The sequence below is a fragment of the Azospirillum endophyticum genome (assembly GCF_016595245.1).
GTDB classification, from domain to species: Bacteria; Pseudomonadota; Alphaproteobacteria; order Azospirillales; family Azospirillaceae; genus Azospirillum; species Azospirillum endophyticum.
Genome location: NZ_JAENHM010000073.1, coordinates 234,777 through 253,431, shown reverse-complemented (window position 1 = coordinate 253,431; position 18,655 = coordinate 234,777). Strand labels below are relative to the sequence as shown.

Here is an 18,655-nt window from a genome sequence, read left to right as displayed (position 1 = left end):
CCGCAGCCTTTTACACCCGCACCACCTTGCCCGGATTCAGCAGGTTGTCCGGATCGAAAGCCCGCTTCAAATCGCCCATGACGGCGAATGCTTCGCCGGCCTCCTGCTCCAGGAACGCCATCTTGCCGTAGCCGATGCCGTGCTCGCCGGTGCAGGTGCCGCCCATCGCCAGCGCGCGGTTGACCATCTTGTCGGCGAGGCGCTGGGCCTCGGCCAGCTCGGCCGGATTCTCGGGGTCGAGGACATAGACGAGGTGGAAGTTGCCATCGCCGACATGGCCGACCATCGGGGCCAGCATGTCGGACTCCGCCAGATCCTGCTTGGTCTCCAGGATGCAGTCGGCCAGCCGCGAGATCGGCACGCAGACGTCGGTCGGCCAACCCTTCGACCCCGGGCGCAGGGCGAGTGCGGCGTAATAGGCGTCGTGCCGGGCCTGCCACAGCTTCGAGCGGTCCTCCGGCCGGGTGGCCCAGGCGAACTCCATCCCGCCATGTTCGGCGGCGATGGCGGCCACCATCTCGGCCTGCTCCTTCACTCCGGCCTCGGTGCCGTGGAACTCGAAGAACAGGGTCGGGGCGACGGCGTAGTCGAGCTTGGAGTATTTGTTGACGGCGTCGATCTGCACCTCGTCCAGCAGCTCGATGCGGGCGACCGGCACGCCGACCTGGATGGTCTGGATCACGGTGTCGACGGCGCCCTTGATGGTCGGGAAGGCGCAGACGGCGGAGGAGATGGCTTCCGGGATGCCATAGAGCTTCAGCGTCACCTCGGTGATGATGCCGAGCGTGCCTTCGGAGCCGACGAACAGTCGGGTCAGGTCATAGCCGGCCGCCGACTTGCGCGCCCGGCCGCCGGTCTTGATGACGCGGCCATCGGCCAGCACCACGGTCAGACCCAGGACATTCTCGCGCATGGTGCCGTAGCGCACGGCGTTGGTACCGCTGGCCCGGGTCGCCGACATGCCGCCGAGCGAGGCGTTGGCGCCGGGATCGATGGGGAAGAACAGGCCGGTATCGCGCAGATGCTCGTTCAGCTGCTTGCGGGTCACGCCGGCCTGGACCGTCACGTCGAGGTCCTCCGGGCTGACGCGCAGGATCTGCTGCATGCCCAACAGGTCGATGGTGATGCCGCCGGCCAGCGCCGCGATGCCGCCCTCCAGCGAGGTCCCGGTGCCGAAGGGGATGATCGGCAGCTTGTATCTGGCGCAGATCTTGACGATCGCGCTGACCTCTTCGGTCGAATTGGCGAAGGCGACGCCGTCCGGCGGGAAAGTCGGATGATAGGACTCGTCCTTGCCATGATGCTCGCGCACCGGCAGGGAGGTGGTGAACCGGTCGCCCAGCAGAGCCGACAGCTCGGCCCGGGCCTCCTCGGTCAGGGCCGCGCGCGGCTGGGTGGTGGCGATGACGGTCATGGGTGTTGTCCTCCCCGGTCGAAGATTCATTGGGATGGTTCATTCGTATGACCAAACAGGCTAAAGCGGCGAGCGAACGCTTGGCAAGACGGGCGATGCGCAGGGGTGGAATGCCGGGGCGCCGCAAGGGGGGCCAATCTCCCACCCGGGCCGCCACACCTGTTGCACCGCCGGCGCAACAGTCCGTGCAACACCTGTTGCATCGCCCCACCCTGCCGCATCGTCCAGAACCGTTGAAAATCAAGAAAATCCGCTGAACTGACCATCTGGCACGGCGGTTGCTCTTACTCCTCCGAACCGCGCGTCGATCAACGGCGCGCATCAGCGAGGGGGAGGTGCCATCTTGGCTCCGGTCGTCGGTATCGTCGCCAATCCGGTTTCAGCCCGCGACATCCGCCGGGTCGTCGCCAACGCCACCAGCCTGCAGATCGCCGACCGGGCGAACATCCTGCTGCGGGTGCTGGCGGCGCTGCACGCCTGCGGCGTCCGCGACGTGCTGATGATGCCGGAGAACGGCGGCATCCGCGCCCATGTCGAGCGCGGCATGATGCGCGCCCGGTCACGCGGCGAGGACATCTATCCCGCCCTCCACACCGTCTCCATGCCGGTCACCGGCACCGTCGCCGACACCCACCACGCCACCGCGGAGATGCGGCGGGCCGGCGTCTCGGCCTTGGTGGTTCTGGGCGGCGACGGCACCCATCGGGCGGTTGCGGCCGAATGCGGGACGGTGCCGATCGCCGGCATCTCCACCGGCACCAACAACGCCTTCCCCGAACATCGCGAGCCGACGATCACCGGGCTCGCCACCGGGCTGGCGGTCACCGGCCGGGTGCCGCCGCACATCGCGTTTTCCGCCAACAAGCGCATCGACGTGTCCCTCGTCAGCGGGGCGACCGGCGCCACCGTCACCGAGATGGCGCTGGTCGACGTCGCCCTGGTGACGGAGCGCTACATCGGCGCCCGCGCCCTGTGGCGGACCGAGAATTTCCGCGAACTCTACGTCACCTTCGCCGATCCGGAGGTGATCGGCATGTCGGCCATCGCCGGCCTGCTGGAGCCCGTCGGCCGCGACGAGAGCGGCGGCCTGATGGTGCGGCTGTCGCCGGATGGCGACTGCCGCAAGGGCGTCACCACCCTCCACGCCCCCATCGCCCCGGGGATGATGGCCCGCGTCGGCATCACCGACTGGCGCCGCATGCCGGCCGGCGTGGCCTTCGTGCCGGAGGTCTCCGCCGGCTCGGTCGCGCTGGATGGCGAGCGCGAACTGTCCTTCAGCGAACGCGACCGTCTGTCCCTGACGCTCCGGGACGACGCCTTCCGCACGGTCAACGTCGCCGCAGTGATGCGGCACGCCGGCCAGAACCGGCTGCTGACCGGCACCCCGGTGCCCGTCACGGCAGCCTTCTAACCACCAAACACCAATCAGGGAGAAAACACCTCATGGCCCAGAATCCCTTTCCCCTCGGCAAGGACGAGCTGCTGAAGGCCTACCGCACCATGCGGACGATCCGCGAGTTCGAGGAGCGGCTGCACGTCGATTTCGCCAAGGGCGACATCCCCGGCTTCGTCCACCTCTATGCCGGCGAGGAGGCCTGCGCCACCGGCATCATGATGCACCTGAACGACAACGACCGCATCGCCTCCACCCACCGCGGCCACGGCCACTGCATCGCCAAGGGTGTCGACGTCCACGCGATGATGGCGGAGATCTACGGCCGCAGCACCGGCGCCTGCCGGGGCAAGGGCGGATCGATGCACATCGCCGACCTGTCCAAGGGCATGATGGGCGCCAACGGCATCCTCGGCGCCGGCGCGCCGCTGATCTGCGGGGCGGCGCTGGCGGCCAAGGTGCGCGGCGACCGCGGTGTCGGCATCACCTTCGTCGGCGACGGCGCGTCGAACCAGGGCACCTTCCTGGAAAGCCTGAACCTCGCCGCGGTGTGGAACCTGCCGGTGGTCTTCGTGGTGGAGAACAACGGCTATGCCGAATCCACCGCGATGGAATGGGCAGTGTCCTGCGACAGCTATGTCGACCGCGCCACCGGCTTCGGCATGCCGGGCGTCACGGTGGACGGCACCGACTTCTTCGCGGTGTACGAGGCGGCCGGCGAGATCATCCGCCGTGCCCGCGACGGCGGCGGCCCGGCCCTGCTGGAATGCAACATGGTCCGCTTCTACGGCCATTTCGAAGGCGACGCCCAGACCTACCGCGCCAAGGGCGAGCTGGAGGCGATCCGCGCGTCCCGCGACTGCCTGACCATCCTGTCGGAACGGCTGGTCGAGGCCGGGGTGATCGGCCGCGACGAGCTGCAGGCCGTCGACCGCGAGGTGAACGCGCTGATCGAGGACGCCGTGCGCGCCGCCAAGGCCGCCCCGCTGCCGGTGGCCGAAGACCTGCTGCGCGACGTCTACGTCTCCTACTGAGCCCATTCAAGAAACGCCAAACGCGGAGGAAACACATGTCCCGCAAGATCAGCATGAAGCAGGCGATCAACGAGGCCCTGGACCTGGAGATGCGCCGCGATCCCACCGTCATCGTCATGGGCGAGGACATCGTCGGCGGCACCGGCGCCCAGGGTGAGGACGACGCCTGGGGCGGCGTGCTGGGCGTCACCAAGGGCCTGTACGCCAAGCATGGCGACCGGCTGATGGACACGCCGCTGTCGGAATCCGCCTATATCGGCGCCGCCATCGGCGCCGCCGCCTGCGGGTTGCGGCCGGTGGCGGAGCTGATGTTCCTCGACTTCATGGGCGTCTGCTTCGACCAGATCTTCAACCAGGCGGCCAAGTTCCGCTACATGTTCGGCGGCAAGGCCGAGACGCCGGTGGTGATCCGCGGCATGGTCGGCGCCGGCTTCCGCGCCGCCGCCCAGCATTCGCAGATGCTCACGCCGCTGTTCACCCACATTCCGGGGCTGAAGGTGGTCTGCCCCAGCAACGCCTATGACGCCAAGGGCCTGCTGATCCAGTCGATCCGCGACAACGACCCGGTCATCTTCTGCGAGCACAAGAACCTCTACGGCCTGGAATGCGAGGTTCCGGCCGAGAGCTACGCCATTCCCTTCGGCGAGGCGAACGTGCTGCGCGACGGCGACGACGTGACCATCGTCAGCTACGGCCTGACCGTCCACCGCGCGATGGAAGCCGCGGCGGCGCTGGCCAAGGACGGCACCGAGGCCGAGGTGATCGACCTGCGCACCCTGTCGCCGATCGACTGGGACACCATCGTCGAGAGCGTCGAGCGCACCGGCCGGCTGGTGGTGGTGGACGAGGCGCATCCCCGCTGCAACCTCGCCACCGACATCGCCGCCTTCGTCGGCCAGAACGCCTTCGGCGCGCTGAAGGCCGGCATCCAGATGGTCACCGCCCCGCACACGCCGGTGCCCTTCTCGCCCTCGCTTGAGGATCTGTACGTGCCCAGCGCCGACAGCATCGCCAGCGCCGTTCGGCGCACCCTGTCGCCCAAGGGGGCGTCGCCGCGGATCGCGGCGTGATCTCCCCGCTGAGTTAGACCCCCACCTAACCTCCCCCGCTGGGCGGGGGAGGGACTGCCGCCACTCTCCCGAACAAGCAGTTGCCCCCTCCCCCGCCCAGCGGGGGAGGGCCGGGGTGGGGGCAAGTCACGCTGCAAAACAAGAAATTCCCCAGGAGACCGAGGTCCATGTTGAACGAGCGCATCAAGCCCATCGTCATGCCGAAATGGGGCCTGTCCATGTCGGAGGGCAAGGTCACCGGCTGGCTGAAGCGGCCGGGGTCCACCATCTCCATCGGCGATGAGCTGCTGGAGGTCGAGACCGACAAGATCACCAACGTGGTCGAAGCCGGCGAGACCGGCGTGCTGCGCCGGGTGCTGGGCGAACCCGGCACCGTCTATCCGGTCAAGGCGCTGATCGCGGTGCTGGCCGAACCCGATGTGCCCGACGACGACATCGATGCCTTCATCAGCACCTATGCCGTCCCGGCCAGCGAAGACGACGGCGAGGCCGAGGCCGGCCCGCAATACCACACCGCCGAAACCCCGGCCGGCACCATCCGCTATGCCAAGCGGGGCGAGGCCGGGCCGACCGTCCTGCTCGTCCACGGCTTCGGCGGCGATCTCGACAACTGGCTGTTCACCATCGACGCGCTGGCGGAGAAGGCCACCGTCTACGCGCTCGACCTGCCCGGCCACGGCCAGTCGACCAAGCGGATCGTCGATCCCAGCCTGTCCAGCCTGTCGCAGGCGGTGCTGGGCTTCCTCGATGCGGTCGGGGTGGAGCGCGCCCATTTCGTCGGCCACTCGATGGGCGGAGCGGTGTCGATGCGCACCGCGCTCGACGCGCCGGGCCGGGTGGCGTCGCTGTCGCTGATCGCGTCGGCCGGCCTCGGCGAACGGATCGACCATGGCTACATCCAGGGCTTCGTCGGTGCGACATCCCGCCGCGACTTGAAACCGGTCCTGGAGACGCTGTTCGCCGACCGTGGCCTTGTCAGCCGCCAGATGGTCGACGACCTCCTGAAGTACAAGCGGCTGGACGGCGTGGACGAGGCGCTGCGGGCGCTGTCGGCCTCGCTGTTCGCCGAGGGCCGGCAGGCCAGCGTGCTCGCCGCCGGCATCGCCGATGCCGGGACGCCGACGCTGGTGGTGTGGGGCGAAGAGGACCGCGTGATCCCCGCCGACCATGCCCAGGCGCTGGCGAGCACGGCCCAGGTCGCCGTCATCCCCGGCGCCGGCCACATGGTGCAGATGGAGGCGGCCGGCAAAGTGAACGCGCTGCTGAAGGACCACATCGCCAAGGCGGACTGAGGAGGCCAGCCCCCTTCCCGCCCCTCTTCCCGGTTCCCGAACCCCTCGCCACCGGCGCGCAAGGCTGTCCGCCAGCGCGCCGGCAGGAGACCGTTCATGCCCGATCTCAAGGACAAGTGCATCATCGTCACCGGCGCCGGCCGCGGCATCGGCGCCACCATCGCTCACGCGCTGGCCGCCGACGGTGCCAAGCTGACCATCGCCGACCGCACCGAGGCCGACGCCCAACAGGTCGCCGAAGCCATCCGCGCCGCCGGCGGCAGCGCCATCGCCGTGACGGTCGATGTCCGCGACCGCACCGCAATCCGCCGCATGATCGACGAGACGGTGAAGGCCCATGGCCGGCTCGACGTCCTCTTCAACAATGCCGGCATCGCCCAGACCAAGCCGTTTCTCGACATCACCGAGGACGACTGGCACACGGTCAACGACGTCAACGCGCTGGGTGTGCTGATCGGCATGCAGGAAGCCATCAAGACCTTCCGCAAACAGGGCGGCGGCGGCAAGATCGTCAACACCGCCTCCATCGCCGGCAAGCAGGGCTACGAGCCGCTGGCCCATTACTCCGCCAGCAAGTTCGCCGTGGTGGCATTGACCCAGGCCGCCGCCCGCGGCTTCGGCAAGGACGGCATCACCGCCAACGCCATCTGCCCCGGCGTGGTGGCGACCGAGATGTGGAAGATCATCGACCAGGGCTTCCGCGACACCGGCATCACCAAGTCGGAGAACGAAGCCTTCGACATGTTCGCCGCCGGCGCGGTGCTGGGCCGGCCGTCGCGCCCCGACGATCTGGTCGGCGTCGCCCGTTTCCTCGCCTCGTCCGACAGCGACTTCATGACCGGCCAGTCCCTGCTGGTCGATGGCGGGATGGTGTTCGCCTGACCGTCAGCCAGGCTCGCCACACAACGATAAATCCGGAGGAAAACGCTATGAATGCCATTTCGATGAAGGCCGCCGTCTGGCATGGCCGCAAGGACATCCGGGTCGAGGACGTGCCGCTGCCGGGCGCCCCGCCCGCCGGCTGGGTACAGATCAAGGTGCATTGGTGCGGCATCTGCGGATCCGACCTGCATGAGTATGTCGCCGGCCCGGTCTTCATCCCGGTCGATACCCCGCACCCGCTGACCGGCCTGAAGGGCCAATGCATCCTCGGCCACGAGTTCAGCGGCGAGATCGCGGTGCTGGGCGACGGCGTCACCGGTTTCAGCGTCAGCGACCGCGTGGCGGCCGACGCCTGCCAGCATTGCGGCGAGTGCTATTACTGCAAGCACGGCATGTACAACATCTGCGAGAAGCTGGCCTTCACCGGCCTGATGAACAACGGCGCCTTCGCCAGCCTGGTCAACGTCCCGGCCGAGCTGCTCTACAAGCTGCCCGACGGTTTCCCGACCGAGGCCGGCGCCCTGATCGAGCCGCTGGCGGTCGGCATGCATGCGGTGAAGAAGGCCGGCAGCATCGTCGGCGAGACGGTGGTGGTGGTCGGCGCCGGCACCATCGGGCTGTGCACCATCATGTGCGCGAAGGCGGCGGGAGCCGGGCGGATCATCGTCCTGGAGATGTCGGCCGCCCGCAAGGCCAAGGCGCTGGAGGTCGGCGCCAGCATCGTGCTCGATCCCAAGGAGTGCGACGCGGTGGCGGAGGTCAAGGCGCTGACCGGCGGCTATGGCGCCGACGTGTCGTTCGAATGCATCGGCCATCGCGACACCGCCAAGCTCGCCATCGACGTGATCCGCAAGGCCGGCAAGACGGTGCTGGTCGGCATCTTCGAGGAACCAAGCTCCTTCAACTTCTTCGAGATCGTCGCCACCGAGAAGCAGATCATCGGCTCGCTGGCCTACAATGGCGAGTTCGCCGACGTCATCCGCTTCATCGCCGACGGCCGCATCGACGTGCAGCCGCTGATCACCGGCCGCATCACCCTGACCGACATCGTCAGCGGCGGCTTCGAGGAGCTGGTCGCCCACAAGGACCGCAACGTGAAGATCATCGTGCAGCCGCAAGCCATGACCGCGGCAGCCGAACAGCCGGAGCTCGTCCACTGATGGCCCTGCCCGCGCTGCATGCTCCCCGTCCGGAACACCGGGCCGAAAAGCCGGCCTGGCTCCGCGCCCGCGCTCCCGCCGGTGCGGCCTTCGAGGACACCCGGTCGCTCGTCCGCCGCCACGGCCTGAACACGGTCTGCGAGGAGGCCGCCTGCCCCAACATCGGCGACTGCTGGAGCAAGCGGCATGCGACGGTGATGATCCTGGGCAGCGTGTGCACGCGGGCCTGCGCCTTCTGCAACGTCGCCACCGGCCGGCCGGACGCGCTCGATCCCCACGAGCCGGACCGGCTGGCCGAGGCGGTGGGCGAGTTGGGCCTCGCCCATGTCGTCATCACGTCGGTCGACCGCGACGACCTGCCCGACGGCGGTGCTGCGCAGTTCGCCCGCTGCATCCGCCGCCTGCGCGAGACCGCGCCGGCCACGACGGTGGAGGTGCTGACCCCCGATTTCCGCAACAAGCCGGGAGCGGTGGAGACCGTCGCCGATGCCCGGCCCGATGTTTACAACCACAATCTGGAGACCGTGCCGCGGCTCTATGCCGACGTGCGGCCGGGAGCGCGCTACTACGGCTCGCTCCGCCTGCTGGAGCGGGTGAAGGAGCGCAACCCCTCCGTCTTCACCAAGTCCGGCATCATGGTCGGGTTGGGCGAGGAACCGGCGGAGGTGTTGCAGGTGATGGACGATTTGCGGGCGGCGGGCGTCGATTTCCTGACCATCGGCCAGTATCTCCGCCCCACCCCGAAACACCACCCGGTCGCCCGCCACGTCACGCCCGAGGAGTTCGGGCGCTACGCGACGGTGGCGCGGGCGAAGGGGTTCCTGATGGTGTCGGCGACGCCGCTGACCCGCTCCTCCCACCACGCCGGCCGCGACTTCGAAGAATTGCGGCGGCGGGCGGCGGCGAAGATTTGAGCGTCGCTCCGATGCCGGCGGTCATCGACGGGGATCGCCGGCATCAGAGCGTGGTCTTCGGCCCGACCGCGACTCCGTCCGGCTGTGGCGGCTTCATCAGCTTGCAGTCGCTGACGCAATAGGTCTGCTGCTCGATCCGGCCGCCACAGGACTTGAAACAGCTATCGTAATCGGATCCGCAGTAAAGGTTGCTGGAACAACTGATTTCCCGCTCGAAGTCGCTGAGCGTCTTCATCTTCTTCTTGTTATAATCCTTGGGCAGTGACTTGAGATAGGCCCGATAATCGGCATGGGCGCGGGTCAGCCCCTCGGCCCGGCAGGTCTGAAGGGCCAGCTCCCTTGCGGATTCACATATGGATTGTGCCTGCTTGCACTGGGCGACACAGAGTCTTCCGGCCTCGCTGACCGGTGAGAAATACCTCGTCGTCGTCTCGAAACGTGGGCCGCAACCGGCCATCCCGGCCGCCAGCAGGCAGCCGAGCAGAATGGAACGCCGCATCATGGTGGATGCCCCGCCGTGGATTACTTTCGATGGCTATGAACAGCCGGCCGACATGAAATAATCCATGGCCTGCGCAGATTTCGCAGAACCAGAAACCAAAAGGAGCTGAAGCAACTTAAAAGAGATTCACGAAAATTATTTAAACCAAAGAACGTACCGGCTCACCGCGCCGGCCAGAGGGGAGAGCCGACAGGTGGGCCGATAAAGACGAGCGGCAGAGTCTCAGGCGGCGCGCACGGTCTGGATGAAGCTGCTCACCTCGGTCTTCACCCGGTCGGCTTCTCCGGCAAAGCCGTCGGCGGTACTCAGGACCTGGGCGGCATCCGGACCGGTCCCCACCCAGAGGACGGCGGTAGCATTGATCGAGATCAGTGGACAGGGGGCTTATTATGGCTGCGACGGTACACTGTACGCCCCCGCCTCGTTTGACATGGCGCGCTTGAGCAAGCTCAGGAAACATCCAGCTACAGTCTAGGTGATCCGACAGACCGGATTCCAACAACGTTCCTCCACCCCCCCATTACCCCAAACACGCCTGACCCCAGCGTGCAAATTACTCCTCGCTCGTCTAATATGAAGAGCATTACCGTGACAAATATCTCCTAAAGTGGTATTCCGCCTACTCTGGGCGTCGACATAAGGTCTGCGCGCCTACCGACCCTGCCTGACCGGGAGCTAAGGGATGGCACTTGTTACTAGATTTGTATTCTTCCTTCTGCTTGGGTGCATGGCAAGTGGAATGGTCTTTGTGGGATGGCGGACTGCCGGACTCCTTCTAGCGCTTCCCATGTTGGTCGTTGCATTGTGTTTGATGTGGCTGGGCGCTGGTCTTGCCCGATATGCCAGTGTAACCGAAGGTAAAATCCGACTGGCTGCGATGACGCTGGGCACCTCGGTTGCGCTTGCTGCACTAGCTGGTCCACAGCAATGGATTGCCGCCCTTGCTGCCAGCACTCTCCCAACGATAATCCCCGGGCTGGCAAGCTTACCGGTAGCTGGCGACCCGTCCTGGTCAGGCGTTGTTGTGATGCTGTTGACTGTAGTGCTGGCTTGGGTGATTGTTTCGCAAGGTCGAATTCCATTGGTGATGGGGGAACGAAGGAGTAGCACCCGCCGGCCGCTCCCAGTAGGTGAGGAGCTTCGGCATCTAAGGGAGGCAATAGAAAAGCAGCTTCGGATAGTAGCTGACCGTAGACGTCTCTCCCCATCTGAGATGCGTTATAGCTTGCTTGCTGTAGATGCAGTAGGGGTTGGCTGGCAAAGCCGCACACGCCTGCCAGATCTGTTGACAGCCCTCCGTCACAACCAACGCGGACGCCTCTTCGTAGTAGTCGGAGACCCCGGGTCAGGTAAGAGCGTCGCCTTGCGGCAACTCGCAGCTGATTTGTTGAAGGCGCGTGACTGGCATCCTTTGCGTAGGCGGGAGCAATTGTTACCGCTCTATGTCGATCTCAAGGAGTGGCGGGAAAGCGCAGGAGAGGGCGGCGCACTACCCGATGAAGAGGCATTTGGACGATTTGTAAAATCTTACGTTATTCGCGAGATTGGAATTGTTGCACGGCGGTTATTCGGGGAAGGAACACTCTTCGAGGATATCCATGCAAGCGGTGGATTTTTCTTCATATTCGATTCGTTTGATGAGATACCAGCTGTCCTCGATCACGCCGATACTTCACGCGTTGTGGCAGAGCTCTCCGATACTGTGGCCAAGTACGCTACTGCGGGCAATGCCCGCGCCATCATTGCCTCTCGGCCTTTCCGCAGCCCAAAAGTAAGCGCATGTGAGCCATCACGACTTGAGGTAGTTCCTCTCGGCGAGTACGAAATTGAAAGGGTAGTAAGATCGACCCTGACAGACCCCGCTGACTTCATGCAGACTATTCGACACAACCGTTCAGACTTGGGGCAACTGGCCCGCAACCCATTTCTATTGCACCTAATAATAGAATATGTGAGAAATTTCGCCATTAATACGGAGCGGTATCCCAGTTCCCAGAGGGACATGTTCGCGTCGTTTCATAAGCGCAGCTTGGCGGAGGCTCGCCAACGGATCCACGGCATACAGTGCGCTGATCACGAAGTAGACGAAGTCTGTGAGGTTATGGTTCTCGTGATGTTCAACCGCGAGAACCCCACACTGCATCTCAGCCACGCTGACCTTGAAATCTCTTGCCCGCATCCGGCTCTCCTTCCAGTCCTTGCTTTACTTGCAGAGGCTAGGTTGGGGCACATGGACGCCGATGGCGGTTTTACCTTCTCCCATCGGCGTTTCGCTGAATACCACTTGGTACTAGCCTTAGAGAATGGTCGAATGGATCTGCATCTGGATGCGATTCAGCAGGACCAGCGCTGGCGCGATACGTTGGTTCTCTACGCCGAAGTCGCGAATCCAGATTGCACGTCTCAATTGATCAAGCATGCTTGGAGCTACGCCTCCCTGCTTTCGAATTTGTCGCCCCAGAAAGATATCAGGACATATAGAGAAGCCCGTAATGCACTCAGATTCCTATGTGATGGCTACCGCAATCGACCCGACGACCTTGGAGCTATCCGCACTCGTCTTCAGAGGTCCATTGAGACTAAGTTAGTTATTGGCGGCGATCTGATTGAGAAGAAGGTCATGTTTGACGCAGTGGGGCTCCTCCCATCTGGGAGGCGGACCTCCCGCATCATCACGACAGCAATTTTTCGCTTTCCAGGCTGGGCAAGCGAGGGAGCAGTAGTCGCTGCGCGTTACCTGCCTCGATTGGAGCCTGATCTTGCGTTCACCATGTTCCGCCAAGCTCTGCAACCTGGGTTGAAAAGCCCTTATAATGCTTGGCAGCAGGCAAATGCGTTAACCCTCTGTGACGCCTACAGCCAAGTAGCAAAATGGCTCCGCGAATATAGTTACGACACTATCAGGGCCGCTATCGCTACGATAATCTTGGCCGGCATCGCGGTATGGAGTTACTCAGAAGAATACGCTGCTCCCTTGGCCGCAATTTGCATCGGCGGGATGACTCTAATATATGCATGGATCAATTTTGCTTTCGTAGAAATTCTAAAACCTCTTGCTCCATCAAGCAAAGACCGATCATCTTCTGACAAGAGTCGCCCAGCTTCGGCTTGGCTGCGGCGGATTTTTCACATAGGAGGTAGACAAGCAGACCCTACAGCCAGGACCTCGGTTTTGGCGCCCAAAACGACTTTGGTCTGTGAAATGCCTGACTTTCGGGAACCACTGCATCAATGCGGTATTATCCTAGTTAGTGCCTCTACTGCCAGTGCCTTTCTATTGATAGCAGAGAATAGGGTACCAACCGGGGCTGAATGGATTTCTGCGTGGTTCATTGTTTTTCTTGGTATATTTGGCTACTTTCCCGCGAGAACTATCTTTTGGATACGCGCTCGCTTAGTTTTATCCAAAATGTCGCAGCCACAGACCCTCAAGAAACTCGCTAAATTCGCAAAATTTATCATCGTTACCGGAGCCATCTACGGGATTCTTTCTTACGTTTTAATGATGATTGCAGGGGAAGCAGCACTATCACTGGCACTTAGTGGAATTTTCTTTGCATTTATTATCTCTGTGCTTACTGTGCTAACTTGGGGATTGATAAGCGATGGCTGGGTAGTTTGGCAAAGCACCCGTGATTTTGTTGCGAGTCGAGCAAAGATCGCCGCTTCTTTTACGCGGTTGAAAACACAGTTTGTCCGACGCATTTACATTCATTGGGTTGCGTCCAGATCATTTCCTCCTAGCGGGAAGATCGTGCGCCCTTTAGATTTCTGGCCAGATGGAAACAGGCCTGAGTTTCCAGGTGATAAGGCGAGCACTCAATTAGCGCAAATTGACGCAAAGTGGCTTGAACTTGAATAGAAGATAGAAACAGGCTACCCGTATGGGAAATTAATAATATCAATCCCTCCCCCCGGCCCGGTGGACACGAATTCGGACGGATCTTAGAGTCTTTCCTGAAATATTATTTCCTTGTGAGGCGTTTTAGAGCCTGTCCGAGAGGAAGTTGAGCCGGATGAATCGGTTTTGATTCCAAATCGCCTCCAGGATGGAGGTGAGGATGTGGGCGCCGGAAAGACGAGAGTGCCATGCACGCAGCGAGCTGCGCTACCCGAGTGATTAGGAATGGCGGATCGTCGAGCCGCTCATCCCCCCGGCACGGCGTGCGGCCGGCGGGATGAGCGCCCACTCCTCATCGCTCAGATCGCTCGGGTAACGTTGCCCTGCACGATCATGACGGGTGCGGCTCTCCGGCTTCCACATCTCTGGCATCCTCTCGGGGAGACACCTTCAATCACAACCGATCAATTCGATTCAACAAGTTCGCGGACGGGCTCTTAGAGCATGCCTCACGAGACATTGGCGTGACCCTTACCGGCAAGTACTCAGAAAACATCAAGTAAGATGCTGCCTCTGCAGGTAGTCCTCGCTCTGCATCTCCATCAAGCGGCTCACCGTGCGTTCGAACTCGAAGGCGTGGGTGCCGTCCGGATAGAGCCGTTCCGGCGGTCCCTCTGCGGCGATGACGACGTTGACCTTGTGCTCGTACAAGGCGTCGATCAGCGTCATGAAGCGCTTGGCCTCGTTGCGCAGCTCGTCCTTCATCGTCGGCACGCGGTCGATCAGAACCGTGTGGAAATGGGTGGCGATCGCCAGATAATCGGCCGCCCCCAGCGGCTTGCCGCACAGATCCCAGAAATCGGCCCAGGCCACGCATTTGGCGGCGCGCGCGATCTCGACCCGGCGACCCTGCACCGTCAGGCTGCACGGCTCGCCGGCGGCCCCGCCGGTCAGGTCGGAGAAGGCCTTGGCAAGGGCGGCGTCCGACGCCGGACCCAGCGGGTGGTGGTAGATCGGCACGCCCTTCAGCCGGTCCAGCCGGTAATCGGTCGGACCGTCCAACGACAGGATATCCAGCTTCTCCTTCAGCAGGGCGATGAAGGGCAGGAACAGCTCGCGCTGGAGCCCGTCCTTGTACAGCATGTCCGGCGGCCAGTTGGAGGTCGCCACCACCACCACGCCCAGGTCGAACAGGTTGGTGAACAGCCGGCCGAGGATCATCGCGTCGACGATGTTGGTGACGTGGAACTCGTCGAAGCAGAGCAGCCACGCCTCGTCGGCGAGCGCGCGGGCCAGTTCCGGCAGCGCCTCGTCCGGGCCGTCGCCCTTCCCCTTGCCGGACCGGCGGTGGTCGTGGATGCGCTGGTGGATCTCCAGCATGAATTCGTGGAAATGGACGCGCCGCTTCTTCTCGACCGGGGCGGTCTCATAGAACAGGTCCATCAGCATCGACTTGCCGCGTCCGACGCTACCGTAGATGTACAGTCCCTGCGGCGCGGTCGAGGCGATGTCCGGCGGCGGCGGAGCGGCGCGGCGGCGGCCGAGTCCGAACCGTTCCAGCCACCCTCCCCCGGCCGGCCTGTCGTCGCCGGCGGGGTGCGGATGATAGCCCTTCAGCGCCTGGTACAGGCTTTGGAACTTCTCCGCCGCCAGTTCCTGGTCGGGATCGGGGCGAAGAGTGCCGCTGCCGCGGCGGGCGCGGTAGAGCGAAAGCGGTCCGTCGGTCATGGGATTATGCGCGATCCGGCTGCCAAGATGGTCCCTTACCTAGCGGATGGAATCCGTCCCGGCAACCGCCGACCGGACGGCGCCGCTGGAATGGCAGGGGTCGCTGCGACGCCGTGTCCCCACATGGTGGAAAAACCCCATTTTCGTTCGGTCATACTTTCTTTAGGATAGGACCCGATCGAGTCACGCGAGCCGAACGGCCGCTTTCGCCACCGGGAGCCGCAACGCCTATGCCCGATCCCGGGTCCGCCTGTCCGCCGCCGCCCTGCTCCACCGCCGGTCCGGCAAGGACTTTGTACTCCCGGCTCGGATCGATGCGGTTCCTGATGACCACGTCCGGTCTTGCCTTCATCCTGGTGGTGAACGCGCTGATCGGCTACGGCATCCTCCAGGGCCGGCGCGAGGCGCTGGATGCGGGAGAACGCGCCACCCGCGACCTCGCCCGCATGCTGGAATCGCAGACGCTGCGCACGGCCTTCGCGGTCGACCTGTTGCTGCGCGACCTCTCTTTCGCGCTCGACACCTACCCCGACGGCGCCCGCCGCGACAGCCCGCCCATACGGGACCACCTGCGCGAACGGCGCGATTCCTTTGCCGAACTGGCCGATCTGGTGGTGGTCGGCAGTGACGGCTTCGCCTTGAACCATTCGGCCGAGGCGCCGCTGCCGACGGTCGCGCTGTCCGACCGCGCCTATTTCACCGGACCGCGCGATGGCGCCGGGCAGGGGCTGTTCATCGGCGCCGCCATCTCCAGCCGGGTGAGGACCGGGACGCGCGTCATCCCCTTCAGCCGCCGCTGGATCGGGAATGACGGCGGCTTCCGCGGCGTCCTGGTCGCCATGGTCGATCCGACGCGGCTGGCCGCCCCCTTGGAATCGCGGGACATCGACCGCAAGGGCAGTGTGGCCCTGGCGCTGGCGGACGGCACCATCCTGCTGGAACGGCCCCGTGACCACCGCGAACCGGGCCGGCTGACCGATTGGCCGGCCGTCTGGCATGCGCTGGCCGAACATGACGAAGCCACCCTCCGCGACACCGTGCCCGATCTCGGCCGGGCTCCGGGCTCCGGCACCGACAGCCTGGTCAGCGTGCGACGGGTACAGGGCTATCCTTTCGTCATCGTGGCGACCCTGCCGGTGGATGCCGCACTGGCCGAATGGCGGCGCGACACCGGGGCCTGGGCCGCCATCGGCATCGTCATGACCATCGCCATCGCCCTGCTGACCGCCTTCGTCGTCCGCCAGCATGCCCGGCGGGAGGAGGATCAGGCCCGGCTCGCCCGCGCCTCGCGCCGGATCCGCGGCATTCTCGATTCGATGCTGGACGCGGTGGTCACCTTCGACGGCGCCGGGCGCATCGTCACCTTGAACCGCGCCGCCGAAATGATGTTCGGCGTGGCGGAGTGCCGGATGATCGGCCAGCCGGTCGAGGCGCTGATTCCCGGCGCGCGGGACGGCGCCAGCGACCGCGACCTGATCGCGCTGCGCCGCGACGGCCATGCCTTTCCCGTCGGCTTCACCGTCAGCGACCTGCGGCTGGGCGCCGGCCCCGGCACCGCGGCCGGCGCTCCGCCCCGGGACGAGCCGCGCATCCATGTCGGCGTCATCCGCGACATGACCCGCCGCAAGCAGCAGGAGGCGGAGCTGATCGCCTCCAAGACCCAGGCCGAGCTGGCCAACCGGGCGAAGAGCGAATTCCTGGCCAACATGAGCCACGAGCTGCGCACCCCGCTGAACGCCATCATCGGCTTCGCCGAGGTGCTGGACAGCGAGTTCTTCGGCGCCATGAACGACCGGCAGAAATCCTGCGTCACCGACATCCACGACAGCGGCCGGCACCTGCTGGACATCGTCAACGCCGTGCTCGACATGTCGAAGCTGGACTCCGGCCGGTTCACGCTGTGCGAGGAGGCGGTCGAGGCCCATGAGGCGGTCGGGCAATGCCTGATGATGGTGCGCGACCGCGCCGCCGCCGCCGGAGTCGCCATCGACAACGGGGTGATGGGGGCTGCCGCCACCCTGTGGGTCGATCGCCGGGCCTTCAAGCAGGTGATCCTGAACCTGCTGTCCAACGCCGTGAAATTCACGCCCGGCGGCGGACGCATCACCATCGCCGCGGCAACCGAAGGGAACGGCGACTTCGTGCTGACGGTGGCCGACACCGGCATCGGCATCCCGCCCGAGTTCATCGCCGACCTGTTCGAGCCTTTCCGTCAGGCCGAGAACGCGGCGAACCGGCGCTACGAGGGCACCGGGCTGGGCCTGTCGATCTCGAAGAACTTCGTCGACCTGCATGGCGGGACGCTGACCTGCCGCAGCGTGCCCGGAACCGGCACGGCGATGACGGTGCGCCTGCCGGCGGACCGGGTGGTCGAGGGGCCGTCCGCGATGGGCGGCCCATGCAGCCCCGCCGACCTCAGCCCGGTCAGCGCAGGCGGGTCGCCGTGAACCGCCGGGGCGGATTGACGAAATCGTCCTGGGCGGCGATCAGCTGAAGCTCCCGCGTGCCCATGCGCTTGGTCGTCTCGAAGATGGCGAAGATCGCCGCCGCCGCCTTTTCCAGCGCGTCGGCCGGATCGAAGGCGGTCAGGTAATGGGCGAGGAACAGCGCCGCCACCGCGTCGCCGGACCCGTTGGGCGGCGGGTCGAAGGTCAGGCGCGGCGTCGCCACCAGCCAGGCGCCGTCGGCGCCGTCTACCAGCATCTCGATGCGGTCGGGATCGGCATCGCTGCGGGTCAGGCTGGTGACCAGGACCAGCCGCGGCCCGCGCGCGCGCAGCGCCGCGGTGGCGGCGAGCGCGTCGTCGAGCGTCTCGACCTTGCGATCAGTCAGATATTCCAGTTCGAACTGGTTGGGCGTCATCAGGTCGGCGGCGGGCACGGCATGGTCGCGGATGAATTCCGGCAGGCCCGGCCGCACGAAGAAGCCGCGGCCGACGTCGCCCATCACCGGATCGCAGCAATAGATTGCCTTGGGATTGGCACCCTTCACCCGCGCCGCGGTCTCGACGATCACCTGCCCCAGCTCGACCGCCCCCATGTAGCCGGACAGCACCGCATCCTGGGTCGGCAAGACGCCGCGGGCGGCGACGCCGTCGACGATGTCGGCGATGTGCTCCGCCGTGAAGACCTGCCCGGTCCAGGCGCCATAGCCGGTGTGGTTGGAGAACTGGACGGTGTTCACCGCCGTGGCGTCGATCCCCAGCCGCTGCAGCGGAAACACCGCGGCCCGGTTGCCGACATAGCCGTAGGCGACGTGCGATTGGATGGTGAGGACGCTTTTCATGCAAAGAAGCGTATGCGACGGTCGGGCGGGCGTAAAGCCGCCGACTCCGGGACGACGGTCCGGGCCGGCGTCATGGCTGCCATGCACCGCTGCCTGCGGCTGGGTCGCCGGTCCGGCCTGGCCAATGGACAGCAGGCCGG

At 65.0% G+C, this 18,655-nt stretch carries 13 protein-coding genes; 9 read left to right on the top strand and 4 right to left on the bottom strand.

The window, feature by feature from the left end; genetic code table 11:
* Positions 1–10: 10 nt before the first annotated feature.
* Positions 11–1,414, bottom strand: a complete 1,404-nt coding sequence (locus tag JHL17_RS28065) for an FAD-linked oxidase C-terminal domain-containing protein (protein WP_200197945.1) — start codon at positions 1,412–1,414, stop codon at positions 11–13.
* Between the two features lie 343 nt (positions 1,415–1,757).
* Here JHL17_RS28065 and JHL17_RS28060 point away from each other — a divergent pair, with 343 nt between their 5' ends.
* The 7 genes from JHL17_RS28060 to lipA all read left to right on the top strand — a co-directional run bounded on the left by JHL17_RS28060 (position 1,758) and on the right by lipA (position 9,159).
* Positions 1,758–2,825, top strand: coding sequence for an ATP-NAD kinase family protein (locus tag JHL17_RS28060; protein WP_200197944.1), 1,068 nt, complete (start codon positions 1,758–1,760; stop codon positions 2,823–2,825).
* A gap of 32 nt (positions 2,826–2,857) precedes the next feature.
* Positions 2,858–3,841 carry a thiamine pyrophosphate-dependent dehydrogenase E1 component subunit alpha gene (locus JHL17_RS28055; protein ID WP_200197943.1) on the top strand — a complete coding sequence of 328 codons (984 nt, stop codon included), beginning with the start codon at positions 2,858–2,860 and terminating at the stop codon, positions 3,839–3,841.
* A gap of 35 nt (positions 3,842–3,876) precedes the next feature.
* Positions 3,877–4,911, top strand: a complete 1,035-nt coding sequence (locus tag JHL17_RS28050; RefSeq protein WP_200197942.1) for an alpha-ketoacid dehydrogenase subunit beta — start codon at positions 3,877–3,879, stop codon at positions 4,909–4,911.
* 167 nt (positions 4,912–5,078) lie between these two features.
* Positions 5,079–6,203: an acetoin dehydrogenase dihydrolipoyllysine-residue acetyltransferase subunit gene (locus JHL17_RS28045; protein ID WP_200197941.1), complete on the top strand. Its 1,125-nt coding sequence runs from the start codon at positions 5,079–5,081 to the stop codon at positions 6,201–6,203.
* Positions 6,204–6,299: 96 nt separating this feature from the next.
* Positions 6,300–7,085, top strand: coding sequence for an SDR family NAD(P)-dependent oxidoreductase (locus JHL17_RS28040; RefSeq protein ID WP_200197940.1), 786 nt, complete (start codon positions 6,300–6,302; stop codon positions 7,083–7,085).
* Positions 7,086–7,132: 47 nt separating this feature from the next.
* A complete protein-coding gene (locus JHL17_RS28035) occupies positions 7,133–8,245 on the top strand; it encodes a 2,3-butanediol dehydrogenase (RefSeq protein WP_247893868.1) in 1,113 nt (370 codons plus the stop codon).
* Positions 8,245–9,159, top strand: a complete 915-nt coding sequence (gene lipA / locus JHL17_RS28030) for a lipoyl synthase (protein WP_200197939.1) — start codon at positions 8,245–8,247, stop codon at positions 9,157–9,159. Before JHL17_RS28035 ends, lipA begins: the two co-directional genes overlap by 1 nt.
* A gap of 43 nt (positions 9,160–9,202) precedes the next feature.
* Here lipA and JHL17_RS28025 read toward each other — a convergent pair whose 3' ends face one another.
* The gene (locus JHL17_RS28025) at positions 9,203–9,661 is read right to left on the bottom strand and encodes a hypothetical protein (RefSeq protein WP_200197938.1); all 459 of its coding nucleotides are present in this window, start codon (positions 9,659–9,661) and stop codon (positions 9,203–9,205) included.
* A gap of 682 nt (positions 9,662–10,343) precedes the next feature.
* Between JHL17_RS28025 and JHL17_RS28020 the strand changes: the two genes are divergently transcribed.
* Positions 10,344–13,523, top strand: coding sequence for an NACHT domain-containing protein (locus JHL17_RS28020; RefSeq protein WP_200197937.1), 3,180 nt, complete (start codon positions 10,344–10,346; stop codon positions 13,521–13,523).
* A gap of 534 nt (positions 13,524–14,057) precedes the next feature.
* Here JHL17_RS28020 and zapE read toward each other — a convergent pair.
* Positions 14,058–15,230: a cell division protein ZapE gene (gene zapE / locus JHL17_RS28015; RefSeq protein ID WP_200197936.1), complete on the bottom strand. Its 1,173-nt coding sequence runs from the start codon at positions 15,228–15,230 to the stop codon at positions 14,058–14,060.
* Positions 15,231–15,556: 326 nt separating this feature from the next.
* On the opposite strand from zapE, the gene JHL17_RS28010 reads away from it, so the two are divergent.
* Positions 15,557–17,677, top strand: a complete 2,121-nt coding sequence (locus JHL17_RS28010; RefSeq protein WP_247893867.1) for an ATP-binding protein — start codon at positions 15,557–15,559, stop codon at positions 17,675–17,677.
* Here the strand turns inward: JHL17_RS28010 and pdxY are convergent.
* Positions 17,655–18,515, bottom strand: a complete 861-nt coding sequence (gene pdxY, locus JHL17_RS28005; protein WP_200197934.1) for a pyridoxal kinase PdxY — start codon at positions 18,513–18,515, stop codon at positions 17,655–17,657. The two genes, JHL17_RS28010 and pdxY, sit on opposite strands and share 23 nt — an antisense overlap.
* Positions 18,516–18,655 lie beyond the last annotated feature (140 nt).